At 71.6% G+C, this 24,118-nt stretch carries 22 protein-coding genes, 1 rRNA gene and 1 pseudogene; 5 read left to right on the top strand and 19 right to left on the bottom strand.

Annotated features, from left to right (window positions below; all coding sequences use genetic code 11):
* Window positions 1-216: pseudogene (locus tag VGN50_RS01655) on the top strand (hypothetical protein); the annotation flags it as partial.
* Between the two features lie 39 nt (window positions 217-255).
* Here VGN50_RS01655 and VGN50_RS01650 read toward each other — a convergent pair.
* Window positions 256-1,563 (bottom strand): replication-associated recombination protein A, encoded by a 1,308-nt coding sequence (locus tag VGN50_RS01650; RefSeq protein WP_414694511.1) that lies wholly within the window; start codon window positions 1,561-1,563, stop codon window positions 256-258.
* A 142-nt stretch (window positions 1,564-1,705) separates the two neighbouring features.
* Between VGN50_RS01650 and VGN50_RS01645 the strand changes: the two genes are divergently transcribed.
* From VGN50_RS01645 to VGN50_RS01630, 4 genes are all read left to right on the top strand, one after another.
* Window positions 1,706-3,928 (top strand): MMPL family transporter, encoded by a 2,223-nt coding sequence (locus tag VGN50_RS01645; protein ID WP_327442895.1) that lies wholly within the window; start codon window positions 1,706-1,708, stop codon window positions 3,926-3,928.
* Window positions 3,925-4,689 carry a GNAT family N-acetyltransferase gene (locus tag VGN50_RS01640; RefSeq protein ID WP_327442894.1) on the top strand — a complete coding sequence of 255 codons (765 nt, stop codon included), beginning with the start codon at window positions 3,925-3,927 and terminating at the stop codon, window positions 4,687-4,689. Before VGN50_RS01645 ends, VGN50_RS01640 begins: the two co-directional genes overlap by 4 nt.
* Before the next feature lie 86 nt (window positions 4,690-4,775).
* Window positions 4,776-5,612, top strand: coding sequence for a DUF427 domain-containing protein (locus VGN50_RS01635; protein WP_327442893.1), 837 nt, complete (start codon window positions 4,776-4,778; stop codon window positions 5,610-5,612).
* Window positions 5,609-5,977, top strand: a complete 369-nt coding sequence (locus VGN50_RS01630; protein WP_327442892.1) for a cytoplasmic protein — start codon at window positions 5,609-5,611, stop codon at window positions 5,975-5,977. The genes VGN50_RS01635 and VGN50_RS01630 overlap by 4 nt, the downstream gene beginning before the upstream one ends.
* 6 nt (window positions 5,978-5,983) lie before the next feature.
* On the opposite strand, the gene VGN50_RS01625 is transcribed toward VGN50_RS01630, so the two are convergent.
* The 18 genes from VGN50_RS01625 to rrf all read right to left on the bottom strand — a co-directional run bounded on the left by VGN50_RS01625 (window position 5,984) and on the right by rrf (window position 24,118).
* Window positions 5,984-6,280, bottom strand: a complete 297-nt coding sequence (locus VGN50_RS01625; protein ID WP_327442891.1) for a hypothetical protein — start codon at window positions 6,278-6,280, stop codon at window positions 5,984-5,986.
* A gap of 47 nt (window positions 6,281-6,327) precedes the next feature.
* Window positions 6,328-8,178, bottom strand: a complete 1,851-nt coding sequence (gene aspS, locus VGN50_RS01620) for an aspartate--tRNA ligase (RefSeq protein WP_327442890.1) — start codon at window positions 8,176-8,178, stop codon at window positions 6,328-6,330.
* A 199-nt stretch (window positions 8,179-8,377) separates the two neighbouring features.
* The gene (locus tag VGN50_RS01615; RefSeq protein WP_327442889.1) at window positions 8,378-8,770 is read right to left on the bottom strand and encodes a YchJ family protein; all 393 of its coding nucleotides are present in this window, start codon (window positions 8,768-8,770) and stop codon (window positions 8,378-8,380) included.
* 85 nt (window positions 8,771-8,855) lie between these two features.
* Complete coding sequence (locus tag VGN50_RS01610) at window positions 8,856-9,545, bottom strand: NUDIX hydrolase (RefSeq protein ID WP_327442888.1); 690 nt, start codon at window positions 9,543-9,545, stop codon at window positions 8,856-8,858.
* A gap of 12 nt (window positions 9,546-9,557) precedes the next feature.
* Complete coding sequence (locus tag VGN50_RS01605; RefSeq protein ID WP_327442887.1) at window positions 9,558-11,264, bottom strand: CTP synthase; 1,707 nt, start codon at window positions 11,262-11,264, stop codon at window positions 9,558-9,560.
* 11 nt (window positions 11,265-11,275) lie between these two features.
* On the bottom strand, window positions 11,276-12,424 hold the full coding sequence (locus tag VGN50_RS01600) for a glycosyltransferase family 4 protein (RefSeq protein WP_327442886.1): 1,149 nt from the start codon (window positions 12,422-12,424) through the stop codon (window positions 11,276-11,278).
* Window positions 12,421-14,064 carry a lipid II flippase MurJ gene (locus VGN50_RS01595; protein WP_327442885.1) on the bottom strand — a complete coding sequence of 548 codons (1,644 nt, stop codon included), beginning with the start codon at window positions 14,062-14,064 and terminating at the stop codon, window positions 12,421-12,423. Before VGN50_RS01595 ends, VGN50_RS01600 begins: the two co-directional genes overlap by 4 nt.
* Complete coding sequence (locus tag VGN50_RS01590) at window positions 14,061-14,912, bottom strand: hypothetical protein (RefSeq protein WP_327442884.1); 852 nt, start codon at window positions 14,910-14,912, stop codon at window positions 14,061-14,063. The genes VGN50_RS01595 and VGN50_RS01590 overlap by 4 nt, the downstream gene beginning before the upstream one ends.
* A gap of 3 nt (window positions 14,913-14,915) precedes the next feature.
* Complete coding sequence (locus VGN50_RS01585; protein WP_327442883.1) at window positions 14,916-15,866, bottom strand: copper transporter; 951 nt, start codon at window positions 15,864-15,866, stop codon at window positions 14,916-14,918.
* Window positions 15,863-17,047, bottom strand: coding sequence for a putative cytokinetic ring protein SteA (gene steA / locus VGN50_RS01580; RefSeq protein ID WP_414694509.1), 1,185 nt, complete (start codon window positions 17,045-17,047; stop codon window positions 15,863-15,865). Before steA ends, VGN50_RS01585 begins: the two co-directional genes overlap by 4 nt.
* 52 nt (window positions 17,048-17,099) lie before the next feature.
* Window positions 17,100-18,830: a DNA repair protein RecN gene (gene recN, locus VGN50_RS01575; RefSeq protein WP_327442881.1), complete on the bottom strand. Its 1,731-nt coding sequence runs from the start codon at window positions 18,828-18,830 to the stop codon at window positions 17,100-17,102.
* Window positions 18,831-18,879: 49 nt separating this feature from the next.
* Window positions 18,880-19,863: an NAD kinase gene (locus tag VGN50_RS01570; protein WP_327442880.1), complete on the bottom strand. Its 984-nt coding sequence runs from the start codon at window positions 19,861-19,863 to the stop codon at window positions 18,880-18,882.
* Between the two features lie 42 nt (window positions 19,864-19,905).
* Entirely contained in the window at window positions 19,906-20,712 is an 807-nt protein-coding gene (locus tag VGN50_RS01565) for a TlyA family RNA methyltransferase (protein ID WP_327442879.1), read from the bottom strand.
* Complete coding sequence (locus tag VGN50_RS01560; protein WP_327442878.1) at window positions 20,709-20,948, bottom strand: hypothetical protein; 240 nt, start codon at window positions 20,946-20,948, stop codon at window positions 20,709-20,711. Before VGN50_RS01560 ends, VGN50_RS01565 begins: the two co-directional genes overlap by 4 nt.
* Window positions 20,945-21,766 (bottom strand): hypothetical protein, encoded by an 822-nt coding sequence (locus VGN50_RS01555; RefSeq protein WP_327442877.1) that lies wholly within the window; start codon window positions 21,764-21,766, stop codon window positions 20,945-20,947. Before VGN50_RS01555 ends, VGN50_RS01560 begins: the two co-directional genes overlap by 4 nt.
* A gap of 47 nt (window positions 21,767-21,813) precedes the next feature.
* Entirely contained in the window at window positions 21,814-22,830 is a 1,017-nt protein-coding gene (locus tag VGN50_RS01550) for an HAD-IIA family hydrolase (RefSeq protein ID WP_327442876.1), read from the bottom strand.
* A gap of 2 nt (window positions 22,831-22,832) precedes the next feature.
* Entirely contained in the window at window positions 22,833-23,585 is a 753-nt protein-coding gene (locus VGN50_RS01545) for a hypothetical protein (RefSeq protein WP_327442875.1), read from the bottom strand.
* A gap of 416 nt (window positions 23,586-24,001) precedes the next feature.
* Window positions 24,002-24,118: ribosomal RNA gene (gene rrf / locus VGN50_RS01540) — 5S ribosomal RNA — on the bottom strand.

The following is a 24,118-nucleotide window of genomic DNA, read 5'->3' as shown; positions in this document are numbered from 1 at the left end:
TTCGAGTTCCACGGGACCCGCGCGGGGCTCGAGCGCGACTGTCGCCGCTACACCGAGCTGACCATCTATGGCTGGCGGGTGCTGCGGTACACGTGGCACGACGTCATGTTCCGGCCGGCCTGGGTGCGCTGGACGATCGAGACGCTATTGGCCGAGCTGGATGGTCGCCCGGCGGGCCGTCCTCCTGCGGAGGAACGACGTGCAGTGTTGGCATGACCGCGAACTGTGCGTGCTGAGATCAGTCGCCTCCGAGCCCTACTGCACGTCGGTGCGCCCTCGGATGCGCGACTTGAGCCAGGTCCACCGTGCCGACAGCCGCTCCTCGAAACCGCGGTCCGTCGGGCGGTAGTAGTCGGTCCGACCCTGCAGGTCATCGGGCAGGTAGGCCTGCTGCGCCACCCCGTCGGGCTCGGTGTGTGCGTAGACGTACCCGTCGCCGTGGCCCAGCCGGGCGGCGCCGGCATACCCGCTCCCCCGCAGGTGCGGCGGCACCGCTCCCCCACGCCCCGCGCGCACGTCGGCGATCGCCTCGTTGATCCCCACGTATGCCGCGTTGCTCTTGGGTGCGAGCGCGTTGTGGACCACGGCCTGGGCCAAGATGATCCGTGCCTCCGGCATGCCGATCTGGGCGACCGCGTGCATGGCCGCGACGGCCGTCTGCAGGGCCGTGGGGTCGGCCATGCCCACGTCCTCGCTGGCGGCGATGACGATCCGCCGCGCGATGAAGCGCGGGTCCTCCCCCGCCTCGAGCATGCGCGCCAGATAGTGCAGCGCCGCGTCGACATCGGAGCCCCGCATGGACTTGATGAGCGCCGAAGCCACGTCGTAGTGCTGGTCACCGGTCTTGTCGTAGCGCACCGCCGCGAAGGCCACCGCCTGCTCGGTGTGGGCCAAGGTGATCTCGACCGGCCCGTCGAGCACCTTCCCGACCGGTATGCCGTCCTGTGCCACTCCCGCAGCCGCCTCCAGCGAGGTCAGCGCACGCCGGGCGTCGCCCCCGGCGAGCCGGACCAGGTGCGCGGACGCGTCGTCAGCCAGGGCGTACTCACCGGCCAGACCGCGCTCGTCGGCGATCGCCGAGGCGAGCACGTCGGCCACCTCGGTGTCGCTGAGCGGGGCGAGGGTGATGAGCATCGAACGGGACAGCAGCGGCGCGATGACGGAGAACGACGGGTTCTCGGTGGTCGCCGCGACCAGGATGACCTGGCGGGTCTCGACCCCGGGCAGTAGCGCGTCCTGCTGTGCCTTGGTGAAGCGATGGATCTCGTCGAGGAACAGGACGGTCTGGCGGTCATACAGGTCCCGCTCACGAGCAGCCTGGTCCATTACCGCGCGAACGTCCTTGACGCCTGCCGTGACCGCGCTCAGCTCGATGAAGCGACGGTCCGCCGCGGTGGCCACGAGGTGGGCCAGCGTGGTCTTGCCCGTGCCGGGTGGGCCCCAGATGATGACCGACACCGGGCCGGCAGCCCCACCAGACCCCTCGACGAGCCGACGCAGCGGGCTCCCCGGACGCAGCACGTCCGCCTGGCCACGGACCTCGTCCAGCGACGCCGGCCGCATGCGCACCGCGAGCGGCGGGAGGGACGCCCCCGTCGACACGCCGCTCTCGCCGCCGCGAGCTACCGCGCCATAAGTCGGTCGCGACTGCGCCGAGAACAGGTCATCGCCGGCACTGGTTCCCACGACTGGCAGGCTATCTCCCGTGACCCACGCGCCCAGCCACGACGCCCCCCACCGCGACCGGTCACGAACGGGACTCTCCCGCCTGGGCATCGCCATCGCGCACCGGCCCAAGACCGTCATCGTCGTCTGGGTGCTGCTCGTGGCGGCCGGGTTCAGCGTGGCCACGGGTGCGTTCGGCGGCGACTCCCTCTTCACGCGGCTGCACACCGGGGAGCCGAGCGTCTCGGGTGAGAACGGCACCGGCCGTGACCTGCTCACCAAAGCAGGCGGCTCGCAGCTGTCGACGTACACCGTCCGGGTCGACGGCGTCGCCCTGGGCGCCACGCAGACGCGTGAGGCTGCGCTCGAGGTGGCGAACCAGGTCAAGGCCATCCCCGGGGTGGCCTCGGTCGTCATGCCGTACGTCGTCCCGGGGGGTCTGTCCGCTCCACCGGCCGCCGCGTTGCTCGAGAACGGATCGCCCAGCTCGAACGGGTTCGCGACCGTGGTGACCCTGGCGGGCAGTCCCGATCGGGCCACCTACCGCCGCATCGCCGCAGCCGTGCTGCACGCCTTCGACCCGCTCCGAACCGTCGCCCCGGGTGCCCAGGTCTCCGGCGGCGGGGTGCAGGACCTCATCGACGCCATCACGGGCCAGCTCCAGGTCGACCTGCGGACCGGCGAAGGCATTGCCCTGCCGGTGAGCTTCCTGGTGATGATCGTGGTCTTCGGCGGCTTCGTGGCGGCCGGGATGCCCATCGTGGGCGCGGTCGCGTCCATCGCCGGCGCTCTGGCGTCCCTGCTCGGCTTCTCGTACCTGATCGACCTCGACGCGACCGCGGTGAACGTCGTCACCGTTCTGGGGCTGGGCTTGTGCATCGACTACGGACTCCTGACCGTGAGCCGTTTCCGCGAGGAGCTCCGCCAGCGCGCCCGCGGCCTGCCCGCCGCCGAGATCACCCGGGAGATGATCCGGGCCGCCGCGGCCCGCACCGTCGACTCTGCCGGTCGGACCGTGGTCTTCTCGGGACTGACCGTCGCGATCTCGCTGGGTGGCCTGCTGGTCTTCGAGGCCCCACTGATGAAGGCGATCGGGGCGGCCGGAGTCTCCGTAGTCCTCATTGCCATGCTCGTCGCGCTGACGCTCATCCCAGCGCTGTGCGTCGTCGGTGCCCGCCGTCTGCTGCGGCGTGGCACGGAAATCGCACCCGAGGAGGGGGTCTTCTCACGTCTCGCGCAATGGGTTCACCGTCACCCGGTACCGATCATCGTCATCGTTCTGGTGGCCCTGCTCGGCCTGGCCATGCCGGCCCTCGACCTGCGGCTGACCTCGTCGGGGACCGGCCTGCTGCCGACGAGCTCCTCGACCCGGACGTTCTTCGACGGGCTCGCCACCGACTACCCACGCCTCGGGGCACCGGACGTCACCGTCGTGGCCAAGGCCTCCCTGGACCAGACGAAGGCGTATGCCGCCGGCCTGCGTCTTCCACCCGGCGTGGCTGTCACCGGGGTGGCCTCGGTTGGCAGCGGGCTGAGCGTCGTGCGCCTCGACGCTCCTGGTGGCCCGCTCGACGACCCTGCCCGTGCGCTCGTGCGTCAGCTCAAGACCGAACGGCCACGGTTCACGACCTACGTCACCGGGTCCGCCTCCGGGCTCCAGGACTTCATCGACTCGATGTGGCAGCGAGCGCCCTATGCGTTCGCGCTGGTGGCTCTCGCCACGCTGATCCTGTTGTTCCTCATGACGGGGTCGGTGGTGATCCCGGTCAAGGCGCTGCTGCTCAACGTCGTCTCGCTCGGCGCCTCCCTGGGGGTCAGCGTGTGGGTGTTCCAGCAGGGCCATCTGCAAGGACTGCTGGACTTCTCCTCCGTGGGTGCGGTGGAGTCCACGATTCCACTGCTGGTGCTCTCGTTCGGCTTCGGACTCTCGATGGACTATGAGGTGTTCCTGCTGTCTCGCATCGTCGAGCTGCACGAACAGGGCCACGACAACGACGAGGCGGTGGTGCTCGGCCTGCAGCGTTCGGGGCGCATCATCACCTCAGCGGCCCTGCTGGTCGTCATCGTGTTCAGCGGTTTCGTCGCCGGGCAGCTGCTGGCCATCAAGGAGACGGGTGTCGGCCTGGCCACCGCCGTGGCCCTCGATGCGACGCTGGTCCGGATGCTGCTCGTCCCTGCCACCATGACCCTGCTCGGCGACTGGAACTGGTGGGCGCCAGCGGGGTTGCGGCGCTGGCACTCGCGATTCGGGATCACCGAGTGACCCTGGAACACCTGACCTCACACGCCGAGATCCTCGACCACTCGGCGGATGATGCGTTCGTCCGGTACGACCTGCCGACGGCGCTCGAGCAGCCTGGGTGGGGTTACGGCGACGCCCTGGCAGTGCCCCGCCTCAGCCAGCTGCGTCGCCTCGGGCTGCTCGTCATGGGCCCGGTCACCGAGGTCGACCACCTCGTGGGCGAGCTCGTCGCGAGGGACCTGCTGCCCCATGACGTCGGCAGCGTCACGGTCGCGGCGCCAGCCCTTCCCGGGGTCGCGGCCCACCTCGACCTCGCCGACGGCAACGACTGGGAGTGGATGTATGCCGCGGCCGAGCCTTCGGCGGTCGCTGCGGAGGATCGGCTCGTGAGCCTGTCCGAGACCGACCTGCCGGACCTCCAAGGTCTACTGGAGCGCGCCAACCCACGCACGGATGCGCGGCCCTTCGAGTCCCCGGACCAGACGTGGGTCGGTGTTCGTGATGCGGTCGGGCGGCTGGTGGCTTGCGGCGTCCGCGAACCCAACCACGCCGGCTATCCGATCCTCTCGGGCATCACGGTTGACCCGGCGCAGCGAGGCACCGGGCTGGGAGTGGCGGTCACGGCATACCTCACCCGGCAGGCGGTCGCCGAGGTCGGGGTGTGCACCCTGGGGATGTACTCCGACAACGACGTCGCCCGGCGCGTCTACACCGGGCTCGGGTACGGGGACATCCACCGCTGGTCGAGCCGACGGCTGGCGCGCGCCGTCTCGTCTGCCTAGGTTCGACAACCTCCGCAGCAGGACCAGCAACGGCAGCAGCAACGGCAGCCGTTGCGCGCCCCTGCGGTTGGGAGCACGCTGGCCAGGTGACCATCGACCTGTCTGCCCAGTGGCGAGCTGGCCTGGCGGAACTGCGGTACGCGAGCACGCCGAAACGGCTGCTCGCCACCCTCGATGGCGAACCGGCGCTCGACACGACGGACGCGCTGCTCGTGTGGGAGCCCCGCCGGGTCGTGCCGCACTACGCGGTCCCGGCGCGGGACCTGCGGATCGGCCTCGAGGAGCTCGCCTCGGCGCCACCGCCTCCCGACCTGCCGCCGGTCATGGGTCCGCAGCACTTCTCCCTGCATACCTGCGCCGGCACCGCGCTAGCGCCCACGTCGGGTGCCTGCGCCGGGGTGGAGGTGGGGTTCCGGCCGGACGACCCGGCGCTCGGAGGCCGGATCATCCTCGACTTCGCGCGGTTCGAGTGGACCGAGGAGAACGAGCCGGTCATGGGTCACGCCCACGACCCCTTCAAGCGGATCGACGTTCTGCGCAGCGACCGGCATGTCGTGGTGCGGCTCGGCGACACCGTGCTGGCCGACTCCCGTCGCGCCCATGCGCTGTACGAGACGTCGTTGCCGGTGCGGTGGTACCTGCCCAGAGAGGACGTGCGCATGGACCTGCTGACGCCGTCACAGACCCACTCCGTCTGCGCTTACAAGGGTAGGGCGAGCTACCTCAGCGCCGAGCTGGAGGGTGGCGCAGACATCGGATGGTTCTATCCTGACCCGCTCCACGACGCGCTGCGGGTGCGAGACCTCGTGGCTTTCTGGTCTGAGCGGACCGACCTGACCGTCGACGGGGTCCGCGTGAAAGGACGTATGCCGGGTGCGGCAGCGGGCGGGCCACAGGACAGGGCTGCGGGGGGCGCGCCGTGACCGAGCCCGATCCGGCCGCGACCAACCCCGGCCTCTACACGGTCGTCTTCGAGAACGACGAGGTGCGCGTCCTGGAGTACCGCGACAAGCCGGGCGACCGCACCACGCCGCACGCCCATCCCGACAGCGTCATGTACTCGCTGACGCCATTCCGTCGCCGGCTGCGCTCGGCAGGCCTCGAGCGCGACGTCGAGCTCGCGGCTGGTCAGGTCAGCTGGCTCCCCGCGCAGGTGCACAGCGGAGAGAATATCGGCGACACCGATACGCACGTGCTGTTCGTGGAGCTGAAGGTCGGCTCGCACGAGCGGCTGCCGCGCGAGCACGAGTTCCTGCCCGAGGTCGAGCTCGGGCCGCACGGCGTCTGACTCGACCTAGTTCTCGCTATCGTCCGCCGGTTCCACCAGCACCACTGCACGCGGACTGCCTGCGAGGCCCGGGGAGTTCGCCGGGGTCGACCACACCTGGGACTCGAGGAACCCGCGGAAGGCGGTGGCCTGCTGTGGCGAGTCGAAGTCGAGCTGCAGGACCACGTACCGGGGGTCCTCGACCGGTTGGTGGATCCGTTCCGCCGTGACCCCCGCGGCGGCCCTGCGTTCGGCGAACCGGTCGAAAGCTGTCTTCCACGTGGCGTAGTCCGTGATCGCGTGCTCGATGTGCAGGGTCGCCATGGCCCGAGTGTCCTCGCGCGGGCACCCCGACGCCAGGGTGGCTGGGCTCAGGCCTGTGTGGAGGCCTGAGCGGGAGCCGGTATGCCGTCCTGCGCGTCGGAGGCAGCCGCCGGCTGTGCGTCGACTCCGGCCTCCTTGCGCTGCTGCGCCGTGATCGGCGCCGGAGCCGCGGTCAGCGGGTCGTAGCCGCCACCGGACTTGGGGAAGGCGATGACGTCGCGGATCGAGTCCGTGCCCGCCAGCAGGGACACGATGCGGTCCCAGCCGAGGGCGATGCCACCGTGCGGCGGTGCGCCGAACGCGAACGCGTCCAGCAGGAAGCCGAACTTCTCCTGGGCGTCGGCCTCCGACAGTCCCATCACCGCGAACACGCGTTCCTGGACGTCCCTTTGGTGGATACGGATGGACCCGCCACCGATCTCGTTGCCGTTGCAGACGATGTCGTAGGCGTAGGCGAGCGCCGAACCGGGGTCGGTGTCGAAGGTGTCGAGGAACTCGACCTTGGGCGAGGTGAACGCGTGGTGCACGGCAGTCCACGCGCCGGCTCCCACCGCCACGTCTCCGGCCGCCACGGCTTCCGAGGTCGGCTCGAACAGTGGCGCGTCGACGACCCAGAGGAAGGCCCAGGCACTCTCGTCGATGAGCTCGCACCGGCGCCCGATCTCCAGCCGGGCCGCGCCGAGCAGGGCGCGCGACGACTTCGTCGGGCCGGCGGCGAAGAACACGCAGTCGCCGGGCTTCGCCCCGACCAGGTCGGCGAGACCTGCTCGCTCTGCCTCGGACAGGTTCTTGGCGACGGGGCCGGACAGCTCCACGGAACCGTCCGCGGTGCCTTCGTTGACCAGCACGTAGGCCAGCCCCCGGGCGCCGCGGCTCTTGGCCCAGTCCTGCCAGGCGTCGAGCTGCTTGCGCGGTTGCGACGCGCCGCCGGGCATGACGACAGCGCCCACGTACTCGGCTTGGAAGACCCGGAAGGGCGTGTCGGCGAAGTAGTCGGTGCAGTCGACGAGCTCGGCGCCGAACCTCAGGTCCGGCTTGTCGGAGCCGAACCGAGCCATCGCCTCCGCATAGCTCATCCGCGGGAACGACGAGGGCAGCTCGACGCCGATGAGCGCCCAGATCTCTCGCAGGAGAGCTTCGCCGAGCTCGATGATGTCGTCCTGCTCCACGAACGACATCTCGATGTCGAGCTGGGTGAACTCCGGCTGGCGGTCGGCGCGGAAGTCCTCGTCGCGGTAGCAGCGGGCGATCTGGTAGTACCGCTCCATCCCGGCGACCATCAGCAGCTGCTTGAACAGCTGCGGGCTCTGCGGGAGGGCGTACCAGGAGCCCGGGGCCAGGCGGGCAGGGACGAGGAAGTCGCGAGCGCCTTCGGGCGTCGACCGGGTCAGGGTCGGCGTCTCGATCTCGACGAAGTCGCGCGCGCCGAGGACGGAGCGCGCCGCAGCGTTGACCCGCGAACGCAGGCGCAGGGCTGCGCCTGCCGACGAGGCACCAGGACGGCGCAGGTCGAGGTACCGGTACTTGAGTCTGGCCTCCTCGCCCACCGTGACGCGCTCGTCGATCTGGAACGGCAGCGGCGCGCTCGGGTTGAGCACCTCGAGCCGGCTCGCGACGACCTCGATCTCGCCGGTCGGCAGGTCAGGGTTCGCGTTGCCCTCGGGGCGGGTGCGCACCTCGCCGACCACCAGCACGCAGAACTCGTTGCGCAGGTCGTGCGCGCCGCCCTGCTCCAGCACCTCGTCCCGGACGACGACCTGGGCCACGCCGCTGGCGTCCCGCAGGTCGAGGAAGGCCACGCCCCCGTGATCACGCCGCCGCGCCACCCAGCCGGTGAGCGTGACGGTCTGACCGGAGTGGTCGGCGCGCAGGGTGCCGGCCTCGTGGGTGCGGAGCACAGGAAGTCCTTCGATCTCTGGGTGGCAGGAGCCCGCCCATCCTACGGACTGTCCAGCACGGCGACCGAACCGGTTTGGCCGCCCGGACTCTGTCGCCCGAACTCTGTCGCCCGAACTCTGTCGCTCAGCCTCTGTTGCGCTCGTCCTGTCGTGCTGGTCCGGTGGCGCTGGTCCTGTCGTGCTGGTCCGGTCGCGGGCCTCAGTCGAGCAGGTCACCGTCGACGTAGACCCAGTGCCCGGCCCTGCGCACGAAGCGGCTGCGCTCGTACAGCGTCCCGCCTTCATGGAAGGCCTGGAACTCGACCTCGCCGGTCCGGTCGTCGTCCCGGCCGTCCGCCGTCGCCAGGACCGTCAGGCGCAGCCAGCTCGGCGTACCGTCCAGCCGCATCTGGGCAGGTCGCGTCCGTGGGTGCCAGGTGCGCATGAGATAGCGCTCGTCGCGCCGGACGTATGCCGCAAAGCGCGAACGCATCAGCTCCTCCGCCGTCCGCGCCTCCCGGACGCCCAGATGCAGCGGCTCGCAGCAGGCGGCATACGCCGCCTCGTTGCCGCACGGGCATGCGGTGGTGCTCACCGTCCCGAACGCGCTCACGAACGGCCGAGGTTCTCGTGGTCCATCCCGCAAGGGTAACCCCGCGCTACGGGACTTCGCGTGCGACGGAGGGCAAAGGCCCAGGTCAGCCGCCTGATCGGAACGAACGGTGGCTCGGCCACGGCGCATCGGGGGCACGCAGGGTCGTCCATCCGAGCTCGCGTGCCGCCAAGGCGGCGAGCGCCGCGATGGTCAGCGTGGGGTTGTGGACACGGCCCGCGAGCACCGCGTCACGGACCGCCTCGAGCGGCACCCAGCGCAGCGGCATACCGAGCTCCTCGCCGTCGCGCTCGTGCCGGTCGGCATGCGGCACGTCGGCCAGGTCCCGGGCGAGGTAGACCCGCAGCGCCTCGTCGAGGCCGCCAGGCGAGCTCACGTAGTCGGCCAGCACGTGCCAGGTCGAGGCGACGAGGTCGGCCTCCTCGTGCAGCTCCCGTGCCGCCGCGACGTGCGGCGCCTCGCCGTGGACGTCGAGCAGGCCCGCCGGGATCTCCCACTCGAAGGCGCGCACGGGGTGGCGGTACTGCTGGATGACACAGAGTCGGTCCTGGTCGTCCAAGGCAGCTACCGCGACAGCGCCGGGGTGACGGACGTACTCCCGGGTGACCACCCCGGCCTCACCGAGGTCGACCCGGTCGCGCACGACGTCCCAGACCATGCCGTGCAGGGCGGTCTCGGTGTGCAGCACCGGGCGCGCCTCGTGCCGGTCGGCGAGCTCACCCGCGAGCTCACCCGCGGGCTCGCTCGTGCGCTCGTCAGCCCCCTCGCCAGCCATCGTCAGCCTTCGTCAGACGTGCGCGTCGGCGGTGGGACGGGGGCGCTCCACCTCGACGAGCCGGGCCGCCCGCTGGGCGTCGATCGCGGCCTCGACGAGGCCGGCGAACAGCGGGTGGGCGCGGTGCGGGCGCGACTTGAACTCCGGGTGCGCCTGAGTCGAGACGTAGTAGGGGTGCACCTCGCGGGGCAGCTCGACGAACTCGACGAGATTCTTGTCCGGGGACAGGCCGGAGAAGACCAGGCCCGCCTCCTCGAGCTCGCCGCGGTAGCCGTTGTTGACCTCGTAGCGGTGCCGGTGGCGCTCGTCGACCGCGACCGCGCCATAGGCCTCGGCGATGACCGACCCCTCGGTGAGCTTGGCCGGGTAGGAACCCAGCCGCATGGTGCCGCCGAGGTCACCTGCACCCTCGACGAAGGCCTTCTGCTCCTCCATCGTGGCGATCACCGGAGCGGGCGTCTCGGGGTCGAACTCCGTGGAGCTGGCACCCGTGATGCCGGCGACGTTGCGGGCGTACTCGATGACCATGCACTGCAGGCCGAGGCAGATCCCCAGTGTGGGCACGCGGTGCTCGCGGGCCCACTTCAGTGCTCCGAGCTTGCCCTCGATGCCGCGGACGCCGAAGCCACCCGGCACCAGCACGGCGTCGACTCCGCCGAGAGCCCTCTGGGCACCGGCCTCGGTCTGGCACTCGTCGCTGGCCACCCAGCGGATGACCACCTTGGCGTCATGGTGGAAGCCGCCCGCGCGCAGGGCCTCGGTCACCGAGAGGTAGGCGTCGGGCAGGTCGATGTACTTGCCCACCAACGCGATCTCGACGGTGTGCTCGGGGCTGTGCACGCGCCGCAGCAGCTCGTCCCAGTCGTGCCAGTCCACATCGCGGAAGTTCAGCCCGAGGCGTCGGATGACGTAGGCGTCCAGGCCCTCCTTGTGCAGCACCTTGGGGATGTCGTAGATGCTGGGGGCGTCGACTGCGGCAGCACAGGCCTCGGTCTCGACATCGCACATCAACGAGATCTTGCGCTTGATGCCGATCGGGATCTCCCGGTCGGCCCGCAGCACGAGACCGTCGGGCTGGATGCCGACCTGGCGCAGGGCGGCCACGGAGTGCTGGGTGGGCTTCGTCTTGAGCTCGCCGCTGGGCGCGAGGTAGGGGACGAGCGAGACGTGCAGGAAGAAGACGTTGTCGCGGCCGACGTCGTGCCGGACCTGACGCGCGGCCTCGAGGAACGGCAGCGACTCGATGTCGCCGACCGTGCCACCGATCTCGGTGATGATGATGTCCGGGGCCTCGGCTGCGGCGACCCCGGGAGCGCCGGCCGCCTGGGCCCGCATCCGCTCCTTGATCTCGTTCGTGATGTGCGGGATCACCTGCACGGTGTCACCGAGGTACTCGCCGCGCCGCTCCTTGGCGATGACCTGGTTGTAGACCTGGCCGGTCGTCACGTTGGACTTGCCGACGAGGTTGCTGTCCAGGAAGCGCTCGTAGTGGCCGATGTCGAGGTCGGTCTCGGCGCCGTCCTCGGTCACGAAGACCTCGCCGTGCTGGAACGGGTTCATGGTGCCTGGGTCCACGTTGAGATAGGGATCCAGCTTCTGCATGGTGACGCGTAGACCACGCGCCCGCAGCAGATGTCCGAGGCTTGAGGCCGTCAGGCCCTTGCCGAGCGAAGAGGCAACGCCCCCGGTCACGAAGATGTGTTTCGTCTGCACCACCACGGGATTCAAGCCTACGTCATGGAAGGCAGCGCGGTGTACCACTGGTGCCAGCGACGCGCCGTGGTGGTGCTGTCGTCCCATGTCGCGGCGCGTTCGCGGCCTTGGGCTGAGAGCCGGTCACGCAGCAAGGGGTCGTCGAGCACCGCGTGCACAGCACGCGCCAGCGCCTCCGGGTCGCCCGCGGGGACCAGCACCCCTGCCCCGTCGAGGAGGTCGCGCAGTCCCCCGGCGTCGGTGCCCACGACGGGTGTGCCTGCAGCCATGGCCTCCTGCACGACCAACGCCCGCGCCTCCCACCGGCTGGAGAGCGCGAACACCTCGGCCGCGCGCAGCCAGCGCTCGGGATCCGGCCGCCGTCCGACGAAGTGCACCGACGCCCCGACCGCAGCGGCGCGCTCGACGAGAGCGGCCTGCAGGGGCTCGTCACCTCCTCCGACCACCACCCACACGGGGCTGGGCGACCCTGCGCTCCCCTGCCCCGGAGTCGTGCGACGCTTCGGTGTCGCCGCGTCGACGAGGGTCCACAGGTCCTTCTGGGGCGCGATCCTGGCGATGGTCAGCACCAGCGGGCTGCCCGGCGGCGCGTCGACACCGTTCTCCCGCAACAGCTCCGCGGCCTGGCCTCGCCGTTCGTCGGCATCGAGGGTATGCCGCCCCAGCAGCTCAGGGACCCGCGGTGATGGAACGGGGGCGAGCCGGACCCGGCGCGCCCCGTGGCGCCGGGCCGCCTCGACCAGATCGCTGCTGGCCCCGGTCACCAGTGTCGCGCGATGGGCGACGAACCACTGAGCCCACCGTGAGACCAGGGCCCTCGCACCGCCGACCTCTACGAGGTCGTTGTGCAGGCTCACCACGACCGGCGTCCCCGTCGCGACGGTCACCAACGTCGCGAGCAGGCCGGCCTGATGACCGTGCGCGTGGAGCACGTCGGCTGCTACGGCCACTCGGCGCAGCCGCCAGAGACCGCGGGCGCTTCCCACGGCGCCCGCGGCCCGTCCGGGCCACCAGAGCCGGGCGTGGGGAAGGTCGAACCGGCTCGCGGTCACCGGGTCGGTCACGACGACGACCTCGTCGCCGAGCCGCCGCAGCTCCTGTGACAGGTCGGCGGCCTGGGTGCCGATGCCACCGGTGCTGCGACCGACCAGCTGCACGACCCTCATGCGCCGTCCTTGCGTGCGCCGCTTGAGCGCCGGCGGACGACCGCGAACCCCTCGCGGTCGGTAACGAGCATCATCGCGCCGTAGACCGTCGCCGTCACCACGGCCACGAGGACGCCCACCGCGAGCGACCCCCACAGGGAGGTCGCGGCCAGGGCTCTCGCGATCACGTCACCGACGGCGAGGGCCAGCGCCATCGCCACGACCGCCGACCTCAGCGTCCGTCCGCTGCCCTGCAGCGCCTGCTCTCCCCAGGCACCCCGGACGAGCGTCACCAACAGGAGCGCGGTGAGGGTCATGCCCAGCGTCGACGCGACGCCCAGGATGCCGAGGACCGTGCCCGCTCCGGCGTGTGAGGGCACGAACGCCAGTGGGGCGAGTGCCGCCAGGAGCCAGCCTGCGGCGACGGCCAGCGCGGCGTGGATGGGACGGCCACGGACATAGAGGGCCCGCGTCAGCAGCGCCGTGACGCCGAAGCCGACGACCCCGGGTGCATAGGCCGACAGCGCGCCCGGCAGCGCGGCTAGTGCTGGACCCCCACCGCGGTGCGCGCCCCGGTCGAGAGCCTCGAAGAAGGAGCCCATCGGGGCGGAGACGGCCATCAGTACTGCCGCCGCGCCCGCGGTCAGCAGCACGATGGCCTGCAGAGCACGGGCCAGCGTGTCGCGCGCAGCTGTACCGAAGCCGCTGCTCGCCTCGGCGGCCGAGGAGTGCGCCAGCGCGGGGAAGGCGGAGGTGGCCACAGGAACGGCCAGCACGGCATACGGCAGGAGATAGACGGCCTGCACATAGGTGAAGACGTTGACCACCCCCACCGACGTCGTGCGGTGGTGGGTGACCCACAGCGTCGTGAACACGGCGGCCTGCTGGGACACCAGCGCCAGCACCCCGGCCGAGGCCAGTGACCGGGCCCGCGGGGCCAGTCCTGTCGGGAACCTCAGCGTGGGCCGGAGCCGGACACCCGCCCGCGCCACCGGCACGAGCAGCGGCAGGCTGAGGACGACGACGCCCAGGGTGGTCCCCCCGGCCAGGACCCACACGGCGGCGGCGGGGACCGAGTCGGCCGACCGGCCCGGGCCGGTCACCGCGGCATACGCGAGGTAGGCCCCGATCACGACCAGGCTGGACAGCAGCGGGGCCAAGGCGGCCGCGAGGAACCGGCGGCGCGCTTGGAGCACACCGGTCAGGACGATGCCGATGCCGTAGAGCAGGACCTGGGGCGCGAACAGGACGAGCATGCGTGCGCCCAGGCCTGTCTCGGCGGCGGTCGCCGAGGCGCCGAGCAGGGCCCTGCTGACCCACGGTGCTGTCAGCGCGAGCACCACGCTCAACGGCGCGAGGACCGTCACGGCCCACGTCAGCAGTGCCGACGCGGCCTGGTCCGCCTCACGGTCGCGGCCGACGGCGAGCTGGCCGGCCACGAGGGGCACCGCGACCGCGGCCAGCACCCCGCCCGCAGCCACCTCGTAGACGATGTTGGGCAGCATGTTGACGGTCTGGTAGGTGTCGCCGACGCCGGCGCTCCCGACCCCGCCCGAGAACACCAGGGTGCGCGCGAAACCGGCGATCCGGGCGAGCAGCGTGGCCACCGCGATCACGCCTGCGGCCCGGGCCACCGACGTGGAGACGGCCCTCGCGGTCACGGGCGGCCCAGGGCGTCGAGCTCTCGCAGCACCGGGGTGGACTCGATGACCCTGGTGAACGACACCTTTTCCGAGGCCAGCGTCAGGGCGGCCAGTACGGCGAGGGCGCCCCAGCGCCCCCCGCGTCCGGTCCGCTGCACGAGAGCGGCGCCCAGGAGCGCTCCGGCGGCGTTGGCGCCGGTATCGCCGAGCATCGCCTCACCCGCGAGGTCGGGAGCCAGGACGCCCAGGGCCGCGCCCACCGCCGCAGCCGCGGCAATGGCAGAGGCGCCGGTAGAGGCGCCGCCATCACGCCCGCCCGAGGAGGGCGTCCACCTCGGTCGCGTCCCCATCAGTCCCAGGGCCACGGTGGCTTTGAGGGCTCGACCGGGCCGGAGGTCGAGCAGGTTGAGCAGGTTCGCCGAGCCGGCGACGACCGCTCCCCCGACGAGGGTGTCCAGGACGGTACGGTCTCGCTCCCGGCCGGCCCGGTCGATGAGCACGGCGCTCGCCATGCCACTCGCCACCAGCCCGATGACCTTCACGGCGCCCGTCGTCACCTCGCCTCGCGCGAGTGCCGACAGGTGTCCGTAGAGCCCCTTGCGGCCCGCGTCGCCCCGGTGGTCGTCGAGGGCGCCCAACCCGGCCGCGGCCGTCGCCGCCAGCACCGGCCCGGGCCCCGCACCGAGGAGCGCGGCGGCACCCAGGGCGCCGGCGGCATACGCGGGGCCTTCGAGCAGGGTCACCGTGCGGCCGGCGTGGTTGGTCCGCTCCCACGGGGCGACCCCCCCGGGCGGATTCGCACGCAGCAGCCGCAGGCTCGCGGCGGCGAGCACCCCTGCGACGACGCCGGACGCGAGTGCGCGCATGGCCTACTTCGTCGCCATCTGCGGGAAGGAGGCGCCCGCGTCGCCGGCCAGGCCGTACTGACCGGCCTTGCCCGTCAGCTGCTCGACGAGGCCGAGCACGACACTGGCCTGCCCCATGGGGATATCGCCGTCGTCGACGGTGGACAGGTGCTTGGAGATGTCGCCGTCGGCGCGCGCCGCGGTGATGACGGAGCTCTCGTCCTTGGTCGTCGCCGGGACCGTGGGCCCGACGAGGACGGCGCCCGACCCCGCCGTATCCAGGGCCGAGGCCAGAGCTGCGAACGCCTGTGCCCGAGCGTCCCGGGCGGCCGCGTCACTGCCCGTCACCGGTCCCGCGACCACCACGGCGAGGCTCGCCGGGCTGATGTGGTCGGGCGTGTAGCGGATGAGGTCGCCCGTGCTCAGCCCTTGGAGCGCCGCGGTCGCGCCGTTGCTGGCCGCCGGGCCGCTGCTGCCGTGAGCGAGGACCGCGCGCGCCAGCACCGCATCCACGACCTCTCCGGTGGTCTGGTCGGGGGGCACCTGTACCTGGAGGGCCAGCTGCTGACCCAGGGTAGCCCGGAACGTGGCCTTGTCGGGGTCGGCCCAGGCATCCTGAACCGTCACCGTCGAGCCGATCCGAGCACCGGCCGCAGTGAGGGAGTCGGTGGTGGACTTGACCAGGCCGCCCTCGGCACCGGGCAGCACGATGACGCTGACGGTCGTGTTGCTGAGCCGGCCGCTCAGCAGAATGCGGTTGCTCGCCGCCGAGAAGTCGTCTCTGGCCTGGTTGCCCTTGGTCGCGCTGTCGAGCTCGCTCCGCAGTGCGGCCTTGTCGTCGCGCAGGTTCTTGACCTCGGAGGTCAGGGTGTTGCCGATGTCCTCCTTGAGCGGACCGGCTCCCAGCACGATGCCCACGGCGAGCGCGAGGAAGATCGAGACGATGGAGACGAGGTGGTAGCGAAAGTCGATCACGTGACGATTCCTACGACGAAGGACCAGAAGTCGTCCCACCGGGCGCCGAGCACCAGGAGGAACGTGCGACCACCGGTCGTGGAGTACAGGGCGGCGAACAGCGCGCTGAGCCCGACCAGGAGCATCAACGTGAGGTAGAGGTTGGAGATCCGTGAGCGGTAGAGCCGGCTGACCCCTTTGGCGTCGACCAGCTTGCCCCCCACGCGCAGCCGGGTGAGGAAGGTGCTCGCCATGCCGCTGCGACCCTTGTCGAGGAACTCCACGAGCGTCGCGTGCGTGCCGACGGCGACGATCAGCGACGCCCCCCTGTCGTCCGCCAGGAGCATCGCGACGTCCTCGCTGGTGCCTGTCGCCGGGAAGACGACGGGCTCGATGCCCAGCTTGCGGACGCGATCGAGTCCAGGGGCGTTGCCGTCGCGGTAGGCATGCACGACGATCTCGGCTCCGCTGCGCAGGGCGGCATCGCTCACCGAGTCCATGTCGCCGACGACCAGGTCAGGCTTGAGCCCGGTCTCGATCAGCGCATCAGCCCCGCCGTCCACGCCGATGAGCACGGGACGGTACTCGCGGATGTAGCTGCGCAGCGTCCGCAGGTCCTCCTTGTAGTGGTAGCCGCGCACGACGATCAGGGCGTGCCGCCCTTCGAGGTCCGTCCGGATGTCGGGAACGCCGACGCCATCGAGCAGCAGGTCGCGCTCACGCCGCAGGTACTCCATGGTGTTGGCAGCGAACGCCTCGAGCTGCACGGCCAGCCCGGCACGGGCCTCGGTCATGGCGGCCTGCACGACGTCGTGGTCGAAGACCTGCCCCTGGGCCACCACCCTCTCCCCCAGCCACACCTCGTCACCGTCGATCCGCAGCAGCTGCCCGTCGTGCACCTGGTGCATGACGTCCTTGCCGACGTGGTCGACGAGCGGGATACCGGCCTCGACGAGGATCTCCGGGCCGAGGTTCGGGTAACGGCCCGAGATCGACAGCGCGGCGTTGACGACCGCCGCCGGCTTGCACGCCACCAGCGCCTCGGCGCTGACCCTGTCGATGTCCTGGTGGTCGATCACGGCGATCTCGCCGGGGCGCAGGCGCCGGGTGAGGTTCTTGGTGCGGGCATCGACGCGGGCCACCCCGCGGACGCCCGGCGTCTCGGGTTCGCGGCCGCGTTGACGGGGCAGTTTCACAGGCATCCTGCCCATCCTCCCATGGGGGTGACCGCGGGCCGCGACCCCCACGCGGAGCTCAGCGTCGTCCCGACGAGACCGTGGCCGACCGCCGGGCCACGGCCTCGGAGACCAGCTCGCGGGCATGGTCGAGCGCGGTGTCGCTGTCGACCCCGGCCATCATCCGTGCGAGCTCGCGCAGGCGATCCTCGCCGTCGACCGCGTGCACCCCGCTGGACGTGATGTGCCCGTCGCTCGCCTTGCGCACGACCAGATGCCGGTCTGCGTATGCCGCGACCTGAGGCAGGTGCGTCACGACCAGGACCTGGGCATGGCGGGCCAGCGCCGCGAGCCTCGCACCGACATCGAGGGCGGCCGCCCCACCCACACCCGCGTCGACCTCGTCGAACACGAGGGTGGGAACCTCCACCGCCCCTCCCGCGCCCGTCACCACCTCGAGGGCGAGCATGACACGTGACAGCTCACCACCGGAGGCGGCCTTGGCGACGGTGCGCGCCGGGCTGCCCGCATTGGCGGCCAGCAGGATCTCCACGTCGTCGGCGCCGTGGCGACCCGGGCCGGCCACGCGTGGGGTGACCCGGACCTCGATGCGGGCGTCGCCCATGGCGAGATGGCTCAGCTCCTCGGTCACGGCCGCAGCCAGCTCGGCGGCAGCGGCGCTGCGAGCGGCGCTCAGGACAGCAGCGCGCTCGCGCAGCTCTGCCGCCAGCTCGCTCACCCGCGGCTCCAGCTCGCCGACGCGGCCGTCGGAGCTCATCAGGGTGTCGAGGCGCGCCGCCGCCGTCTGGCCCCAGGCGAGCACGTCGTCGACGGTCTCGCCATAGCGTCGAGTCAGCCCAGCGAGGTCGGCACGGCGTTGCTGCACCCAGGCCAGGCGCGCCGGGTCGACCTCGGTGTCTCCCACATAGGCAGCCAGGTCGGTCGAGAGATCGGCGATGAGGTAGCCGACATCGGCGAGCCGACGGTCGAGCTCGCGCAGCGCGGGGTCGTGGTCGACCTCCCCGGCGAGGGCATGGCGAGCCGCCGCGATGGCGTCCATCGCACTGGGTGGCGCCTCACCGGCATACTCCTGCGCGCCGGCCAGGTGGTCGTGTGCCTCGGCCGCGGCAACCCGCAGCCCCTCGGCGTGACCGAGGCGCTCGTCCTCGGTGCGCAGGTCGGCGTCCTCGCCGGGCTGGGGGTCGATCTGCTCGAGCTGGTCGAGACCGTGCTGGAGCAGCTCGATCTCCTGGGCACGGTCCAGTGCCTGTGCGCGCAGGTCGGCCAGCTCGCGGCTGGCCGCCTCGTGGGCGCCGAACACCTCGGTGTATGCCGTCAGAGCCGGTCGCAGGTCCGGGCCGCCGAAGTGGTCGAGCATGGCGCGGTGCTGGTCCGCCTGCCGCAACCGCCACTGGTCGGCCTGCCCGTGCACCGCCACGAGGTGCTCGCCGAGCTCGGCCAGGACACCGACGGGTGCACTGCGGCCGCCGACGTGCGCGCGGGAGCGGCCCTCGGCCGACACCGAGCGGACGAGGACCAGCCCGTCGGACAGGTCGGCGCCGGCCTCTGCAGCCCGCTGGGCCGCCGGGTGGCCGGCAGGCAGGTCGACGATGCCCTCGACGACGGCGGTCGCCTCACCGGCACGGACCAGACCGGCGTCGGCTCGGGCGCCGAGCAGCAGCCCCAGCCCCGTGACCACCATGGTCTTGCCTGCGCCCGTCTCGCCGGTGACGACGTTGAGGCCCGGGTGCAGCTCCAACAGCGCCTCATCGATCACCCCGAGGCGCTGGATCCGTAGTTCCTGGAACACGGCCCCACCCTCTCACGCGCCCACGACGCCGACGGGGAGCCGGCTGCGCTCAGTCGCGCGTCGGCGCCGTGGCCGTCGCTGTCGCTGTCGCTGTCGCCTGGCCGGCCCGAGCCGCGTCCTCCAGCCGGGCCTTGCCGCGCCAGCCGTGGATGGACAGGTCGAACTTGGCCACGAGCCGGTCGGTGAACGGCGAGGTCGTCAGCCGGGCCAGCCGGACGGGCGTCTCGGACCGGACCACCTCGACCCGCGCGCCGGGTGGGAGGTCGACGGCGCGACGACCGTCGCACCACAGCGCTCCGGTGCCCAGTGTGTCGGGCACGACCTCAAGGGCCAGGTGGGAGTCGGGCCCGAGCACGAGTGGGCGGGCGAACAGCGCGTGCGCGCTGATGGGGACAAGGAGAACCGCCTCGACAGCTGGCCAGACCACGGGGCCACCGGCCGAGAAGGCGTAAGCCGTCGAGCCCGTCGGGGTGGCGACGACCACGCCGTCGCAGCCCCAGGTCGTCAACGGTCGCCCGTCGATCTCGGCCACGACCTCGAGCATGCGCTCGCGGTTGGCCTTCTCGACGGTGACCTCGTTGAGCGCCCAGCTGGAGTACACCGGGTCGCCGTTGACCTGGGCGTTCACCTCGAGAGTCATCCGCTCCTCGACGGTGTAGCTGCGGGCGACGATGTGCTCCACGGTGGCGCCGATGTCCTCACGTTCGGCTTCGGCGAGGAACCCGACGTGCCCCAGGTTGACACCGAGCAGCGGCGCCCCGCTGCCGCGGGACACCTCCGCGCCACGCAGGATGGTGCCGTCCCCCCCGAGCACGCACACGAGCTCACAGCCCTCGGCGGGGTTGGGACCGTCGACGAGGGTGACGCCGAGCTGGTTCGACAGGTTCACGGCGGCCGCCTCGTCCCGTTGGACCAGCACGTCTATCCCGGCCGCTCGCAGTCGCTCGACCACACTCTTGGCGACATCCGCCGCCTCCTGGCGCCGCGGGTGCGCGACGAGCAGGATCGTGCGACGGGCGGTGCCTGTGCTCACGCTGCGTCCCTCTCACTCATGGTGCTGTGGTGGTGTTGCGGGTCATGGCGCGCTGATCTCGTCGGCGGCTCTCACCACAGCCTCCCATCCCATCGACTCTTCGGCACGAGGGGCCAGCCACAGCAGGTACTCGGCGTTGCCCTCCCCACCGAGGATCGGGCTCTGCGCCAGCGCGCGTGGGTGCAGCCCTGCCTCGATCGCGCAGCGCGCTACCTCGGTGATGGCCCAGGCCCGGTCGCCCTGGGCACGCACGATGCCACCCTTGCCCAGCCGGGTGCGCCCGACCTCGAACTGCGGTTTGACCAGCACCACCGCATCCCCCTGGTCGCGCAGCAGAGCCCGGAACGTGGGGAGCACCAGCGTCAACGAGATGAAGCTGAGGTCCGCCACCAGCAGCTCCACCCGCCCACCGAGGTCCTCGGGCGCCAGGCCACGCACGGTGGTCCGCGAACGGTCCTCGACCCGTGGGTCGCCGGCCAGCTCGGGAACCAGCTGTCCGTGCCCGACATCGAGCGCGATCACGTGGTCCGCACCGTGGTGCAGCAGCACCTGGGTAAACCCCCCGGTCGAGGCCCCCACGTCCAGGCAGCGCCGCCCGGTCACCGCGAGCCCCTTCGGCCCGAAGGCCTCCAACGCGCCCACCAGCTTGTATGCCGCGCGGCTCACCCACCGCGGGCCCTCCTCGCGCACGGTGATGGGCACGTCTGCCCCCACGGGCGTCGACACCTTGCCGGCCACGACCCCGGCGACGCTCACGTCTCCGGCATCCACCAGGGAGCGCGCATGGCCGCGCGAACGGGCCAGGCCGCGACGAACCAGCTCGATGTCGAGCCTGGCGAGCTCGCTCACGCGCCGCCGAGGTCCGCGAGCCGTCCCTGCAAGGTCGCGTGCACGGCCGCTCCGGCCTCGAGCTGACGGTCGAGGTCGTCGCGGGGAGCGTTCTGCAGGTCCTGGAGCGCGGCGTCGATGATGATGTCCCCGGTGGCGTGCTCACCGAGGCTGGTGCGCTGCTGCTGGGGTTCGTCCGCGTTCTCCGACGGCTGGTCTTCGTCGGCGGGCTGGTGGTCTACGGGCTGGTCGGTCACTGAGCTGTCGCCTTCTTGGCCGCGGTCCTCTTGGCCGTGGTCCTCTTGGCCGTGGTCCTCTTCGCAGCTGTCGTGCCTGTTGCGGTGGTCTTCGTGGCTGTCCCCTTCTTTGCCGTTGTCTTCTTTGCCGCTGTCTTCCGCGGCGTGGACTTCTTCGCTGCAGCAGCCGTCTTCGTGGCCGTCGCGCTCGCGCCAGTCGCCTTCGTGGCCCTCGTGGCCCTCGTGGCGGTCGCCTTCGTCGCGGCGGTCTTCCGGACCACCGCTCTCTTGGTCACTGCCTTTTTGGTCACTGCTCTCTTGGTCACTGCCTTCTTCGCGGTGGCTCGGTTGACCGTGGCCTCCTTCGCGGCTGCATCGGTCGGGCTCGCCGGATCCGGCATGGCGACCGGTGCCGGCGCCTGCACCATCGTCGAGACAGCGGCCGACCGTGGCACGCTGCGACCCAACGGGGTGCGCGCGGCGGTCGCCACGGCAGCGGCTCCCGTCGCCGCGAGCGCGGAACGCAGGTCGGCGACCTCGCCGGCCAGCGCACTCAAGGTGGTACGCGCGGCCTCGAGGTCGGCACCTTTGACCAGGTCTGCGCGCTGGAGCGCCGACTCGATCTCAGTGCGCACCAGCGTCAGCAGGCTGGCGCGGTTCGCCCGAGCTGCCTCGAGAAGCTGGTCGGCCACCGTGGACGCATGTACCGCACGGCGCGTCACCTCGTCGGCGCCCGGCAGGGCAAGCAGGCCCTGCGCTACCTCGAGAGCGCGCGCCTTGGTCAGCTCACCCAGACCACTCGCCAGCTGGACGTAGCTACGCACAGATTCGAACGCCATGGCAGTCCCTTCTCTCCGGACGGCCGAGGTGGCCGGCTGCGCCCACGCTACTGCCAGCGGTCGATCTCCGACACCAGACGGCGCACGTCGGCCGGTGAGAGCTCACCGAGGTCAAGGCCCTCGTGCAGCGCGGCCACGCCTGCCCGGGCCGCCTCCAGGTCAGTGCCCTTGCACGCGACCTCCCACGCACCGTCGACGATCCGGCGGCGGTCACCGCCACAGGTCCACCAGGAGTAGTCGGTCTCTGCCGGGTGGTACTCCTGCGCCAGGTCGCGCAGGTCCTCGAGCAGATAGGTCGGGCGCATCCTCGCGTCCGCGAGCGCCAGGGTGGTCACGGAGTCGACCCCGGTCAGCACGAGGGCAGAGTCCATCCCAGCGGCCACCGCGCCGGCGATGTCGGTGTCCAACCGGTCACCCACCGCGAGGAGCCCGGCCACGTCCATGCCGAGGCGCTCTGCGCACAGGCGGTACAGCGGCGCATACGGCTTGCCGACCACGGTCGGCTCGGCGCCCGTCGCGGTCGCGACGGCATCGACAAGCGTGCCGTTGCCTGGAGCAGTCCCCCGATGCGTCGGCAAGGTCCGGTCAGTGTTCGTGGCCACCCACACGGCACCGGCCGACACGGCATACGCGGCCTCGGCGAGGTCTGAGGCGCTCACGGTCGCGCCGTAGCCTTGAAGCACCCCGCTCACCGGCGTCTCGTCCACGTCGTTGACCTCCGCAGGCAACACCACCCGCAGGCCAGCCGTCGTGAGTGCCTCGCGCACCCCTGGTCCCCCGACTGCCAGCACCACCGCGCTCTCGGGGAGGCGCCCCGCAAGCTCGGCGGCCCCCGCCTGGGAGCTCGTCACCACCTCGTGCGCCGTGACCCGCAGGCCGAGGTCGCTCAGGTGAGCCGCCACCTCGGCCGGGGGACGCGAGGCGTTGTTGGTGGCATAGACGACCGGCACCGTCAGCTCGCCGAGCGCGCCCACCGCATGATCGACCGCTTCCGGTCCGCGGTAGACCACACCGTCGAGGTCGCACACCACCGCCGCATAGCGCCCGACCAGGGAACCGGCCACGGCTACGAGCGATCCTGTCCCTCGTCGAGAGCCTCGTCCTCGCCGTCGAGCAGGTCGGTGAAGGCGATGCCGTCGAGCTCCGCGAGACGCTCGGAGGCGTCGGTCTCCAGCTCCTCGTCGACCGCGGCCGCCCGCGCGAACCAGTCGCGAGCCTCGTCCTCATGACCTAGAGCCAGCAGCGCCTCGGCGTAGGCGTAGGCGAGGCGGGCGGACCAGGGCTTGCGTGCGGTGCCCTTGAGCTGGGGAATCTCCAACGACTGACGCGCGGCCTCCGGCTGCCCCAGGTCTCGGCGGATACCGGAGACAACGATGGCCAGCTCTACGCGGTCCTCGACGGCCAGGGTCCGGATCTCCGGGGAGCTGGCCAGCTCGAGCGCGCGTTCGGGTCGTCCCAGGCCACGTTCGCAGTCGACCATGAGGGCCAGCAGGTGCGACGAGCCGCTCAACCGGCGCACCGTGCGGAACTCGCTCAGCGCCCGCGCCCACTCGCCCTTGCGGTAGGCCACCAGACCCAGCGCCTCACGCGTGGCAGGAACCCGACCGGCCCGGCGCACTGCGGTCTCGGCGTGCGCCTCGGCACCCTCCAGGTCCTCCGCGTCGAGAAGCGCGGCCACCATCACGAGGTGCTGAGCCACTCCCTCGGCGTTCTCCTTGCTCAACGTCCTCAGCTGCTGGTGGACCGAACGGTCGAGCTCCTTGCCGGTGACGCCGTCCGGGATACGCGGCTCGGGCAGCTTGGGCTTCTTCGGCGCCAAGCGAGGACCGCCTTGACGATCAGTGCCAGCGTCGGCGCCACGTGAGGCGCCGCCCCTGGTCGCACTGCTGCGACCTGCACCGGTACGGCCCGCACCGGTACGGCCCGCACCCCCGGTGGCGGGGCCTGCGTCACCTGAGCCACGGCGCGACGGACCCGCGGAACGCGAACCACGACCCCCGGCGCTACCACCGCCGCCGGCGCTGCCTCGACCGCTTCCGCCGCCGGGCTGTCGTCGGTCGTCACCGCCACGGCCTGACTGGTTCTGGGGCACGAAACTCTCCTCGCTGTGCTGATCTCACTCGAAGTCTACGGACTGGCCCTCGGCTCGCGCCTCGAGGGCCCTCCGACGGCCGGACAGGTCCACGGGACAAAGCAAAAGGGCCTTCCCGAGTGGGAAGGCCCTTTTGAAAGTATGTCCGGCTGCGTCCTACTCTCCCACACCGTAACCAGTGCAGTACCATCGGCGCTGAAGGGCTTAGCTTCCGGGTTCGGAATGGAGCCGGGCGTTTCCCCTTCGCTATGACAGCCGAA

This window comes from Pedococcus sp. (genome assembly GCF_036000045.1).
Classification (GTDB): Bacteria; Actinomycetota; Actinomycetes; order Actinomycetales; family Dermatophilaceae; genus Pedococcus.
The sequence above is the reverse complement of the archived record's forward strand: the minus strand, read 5'-3'. Positions and strand labels throughout refer to the sequence as shown.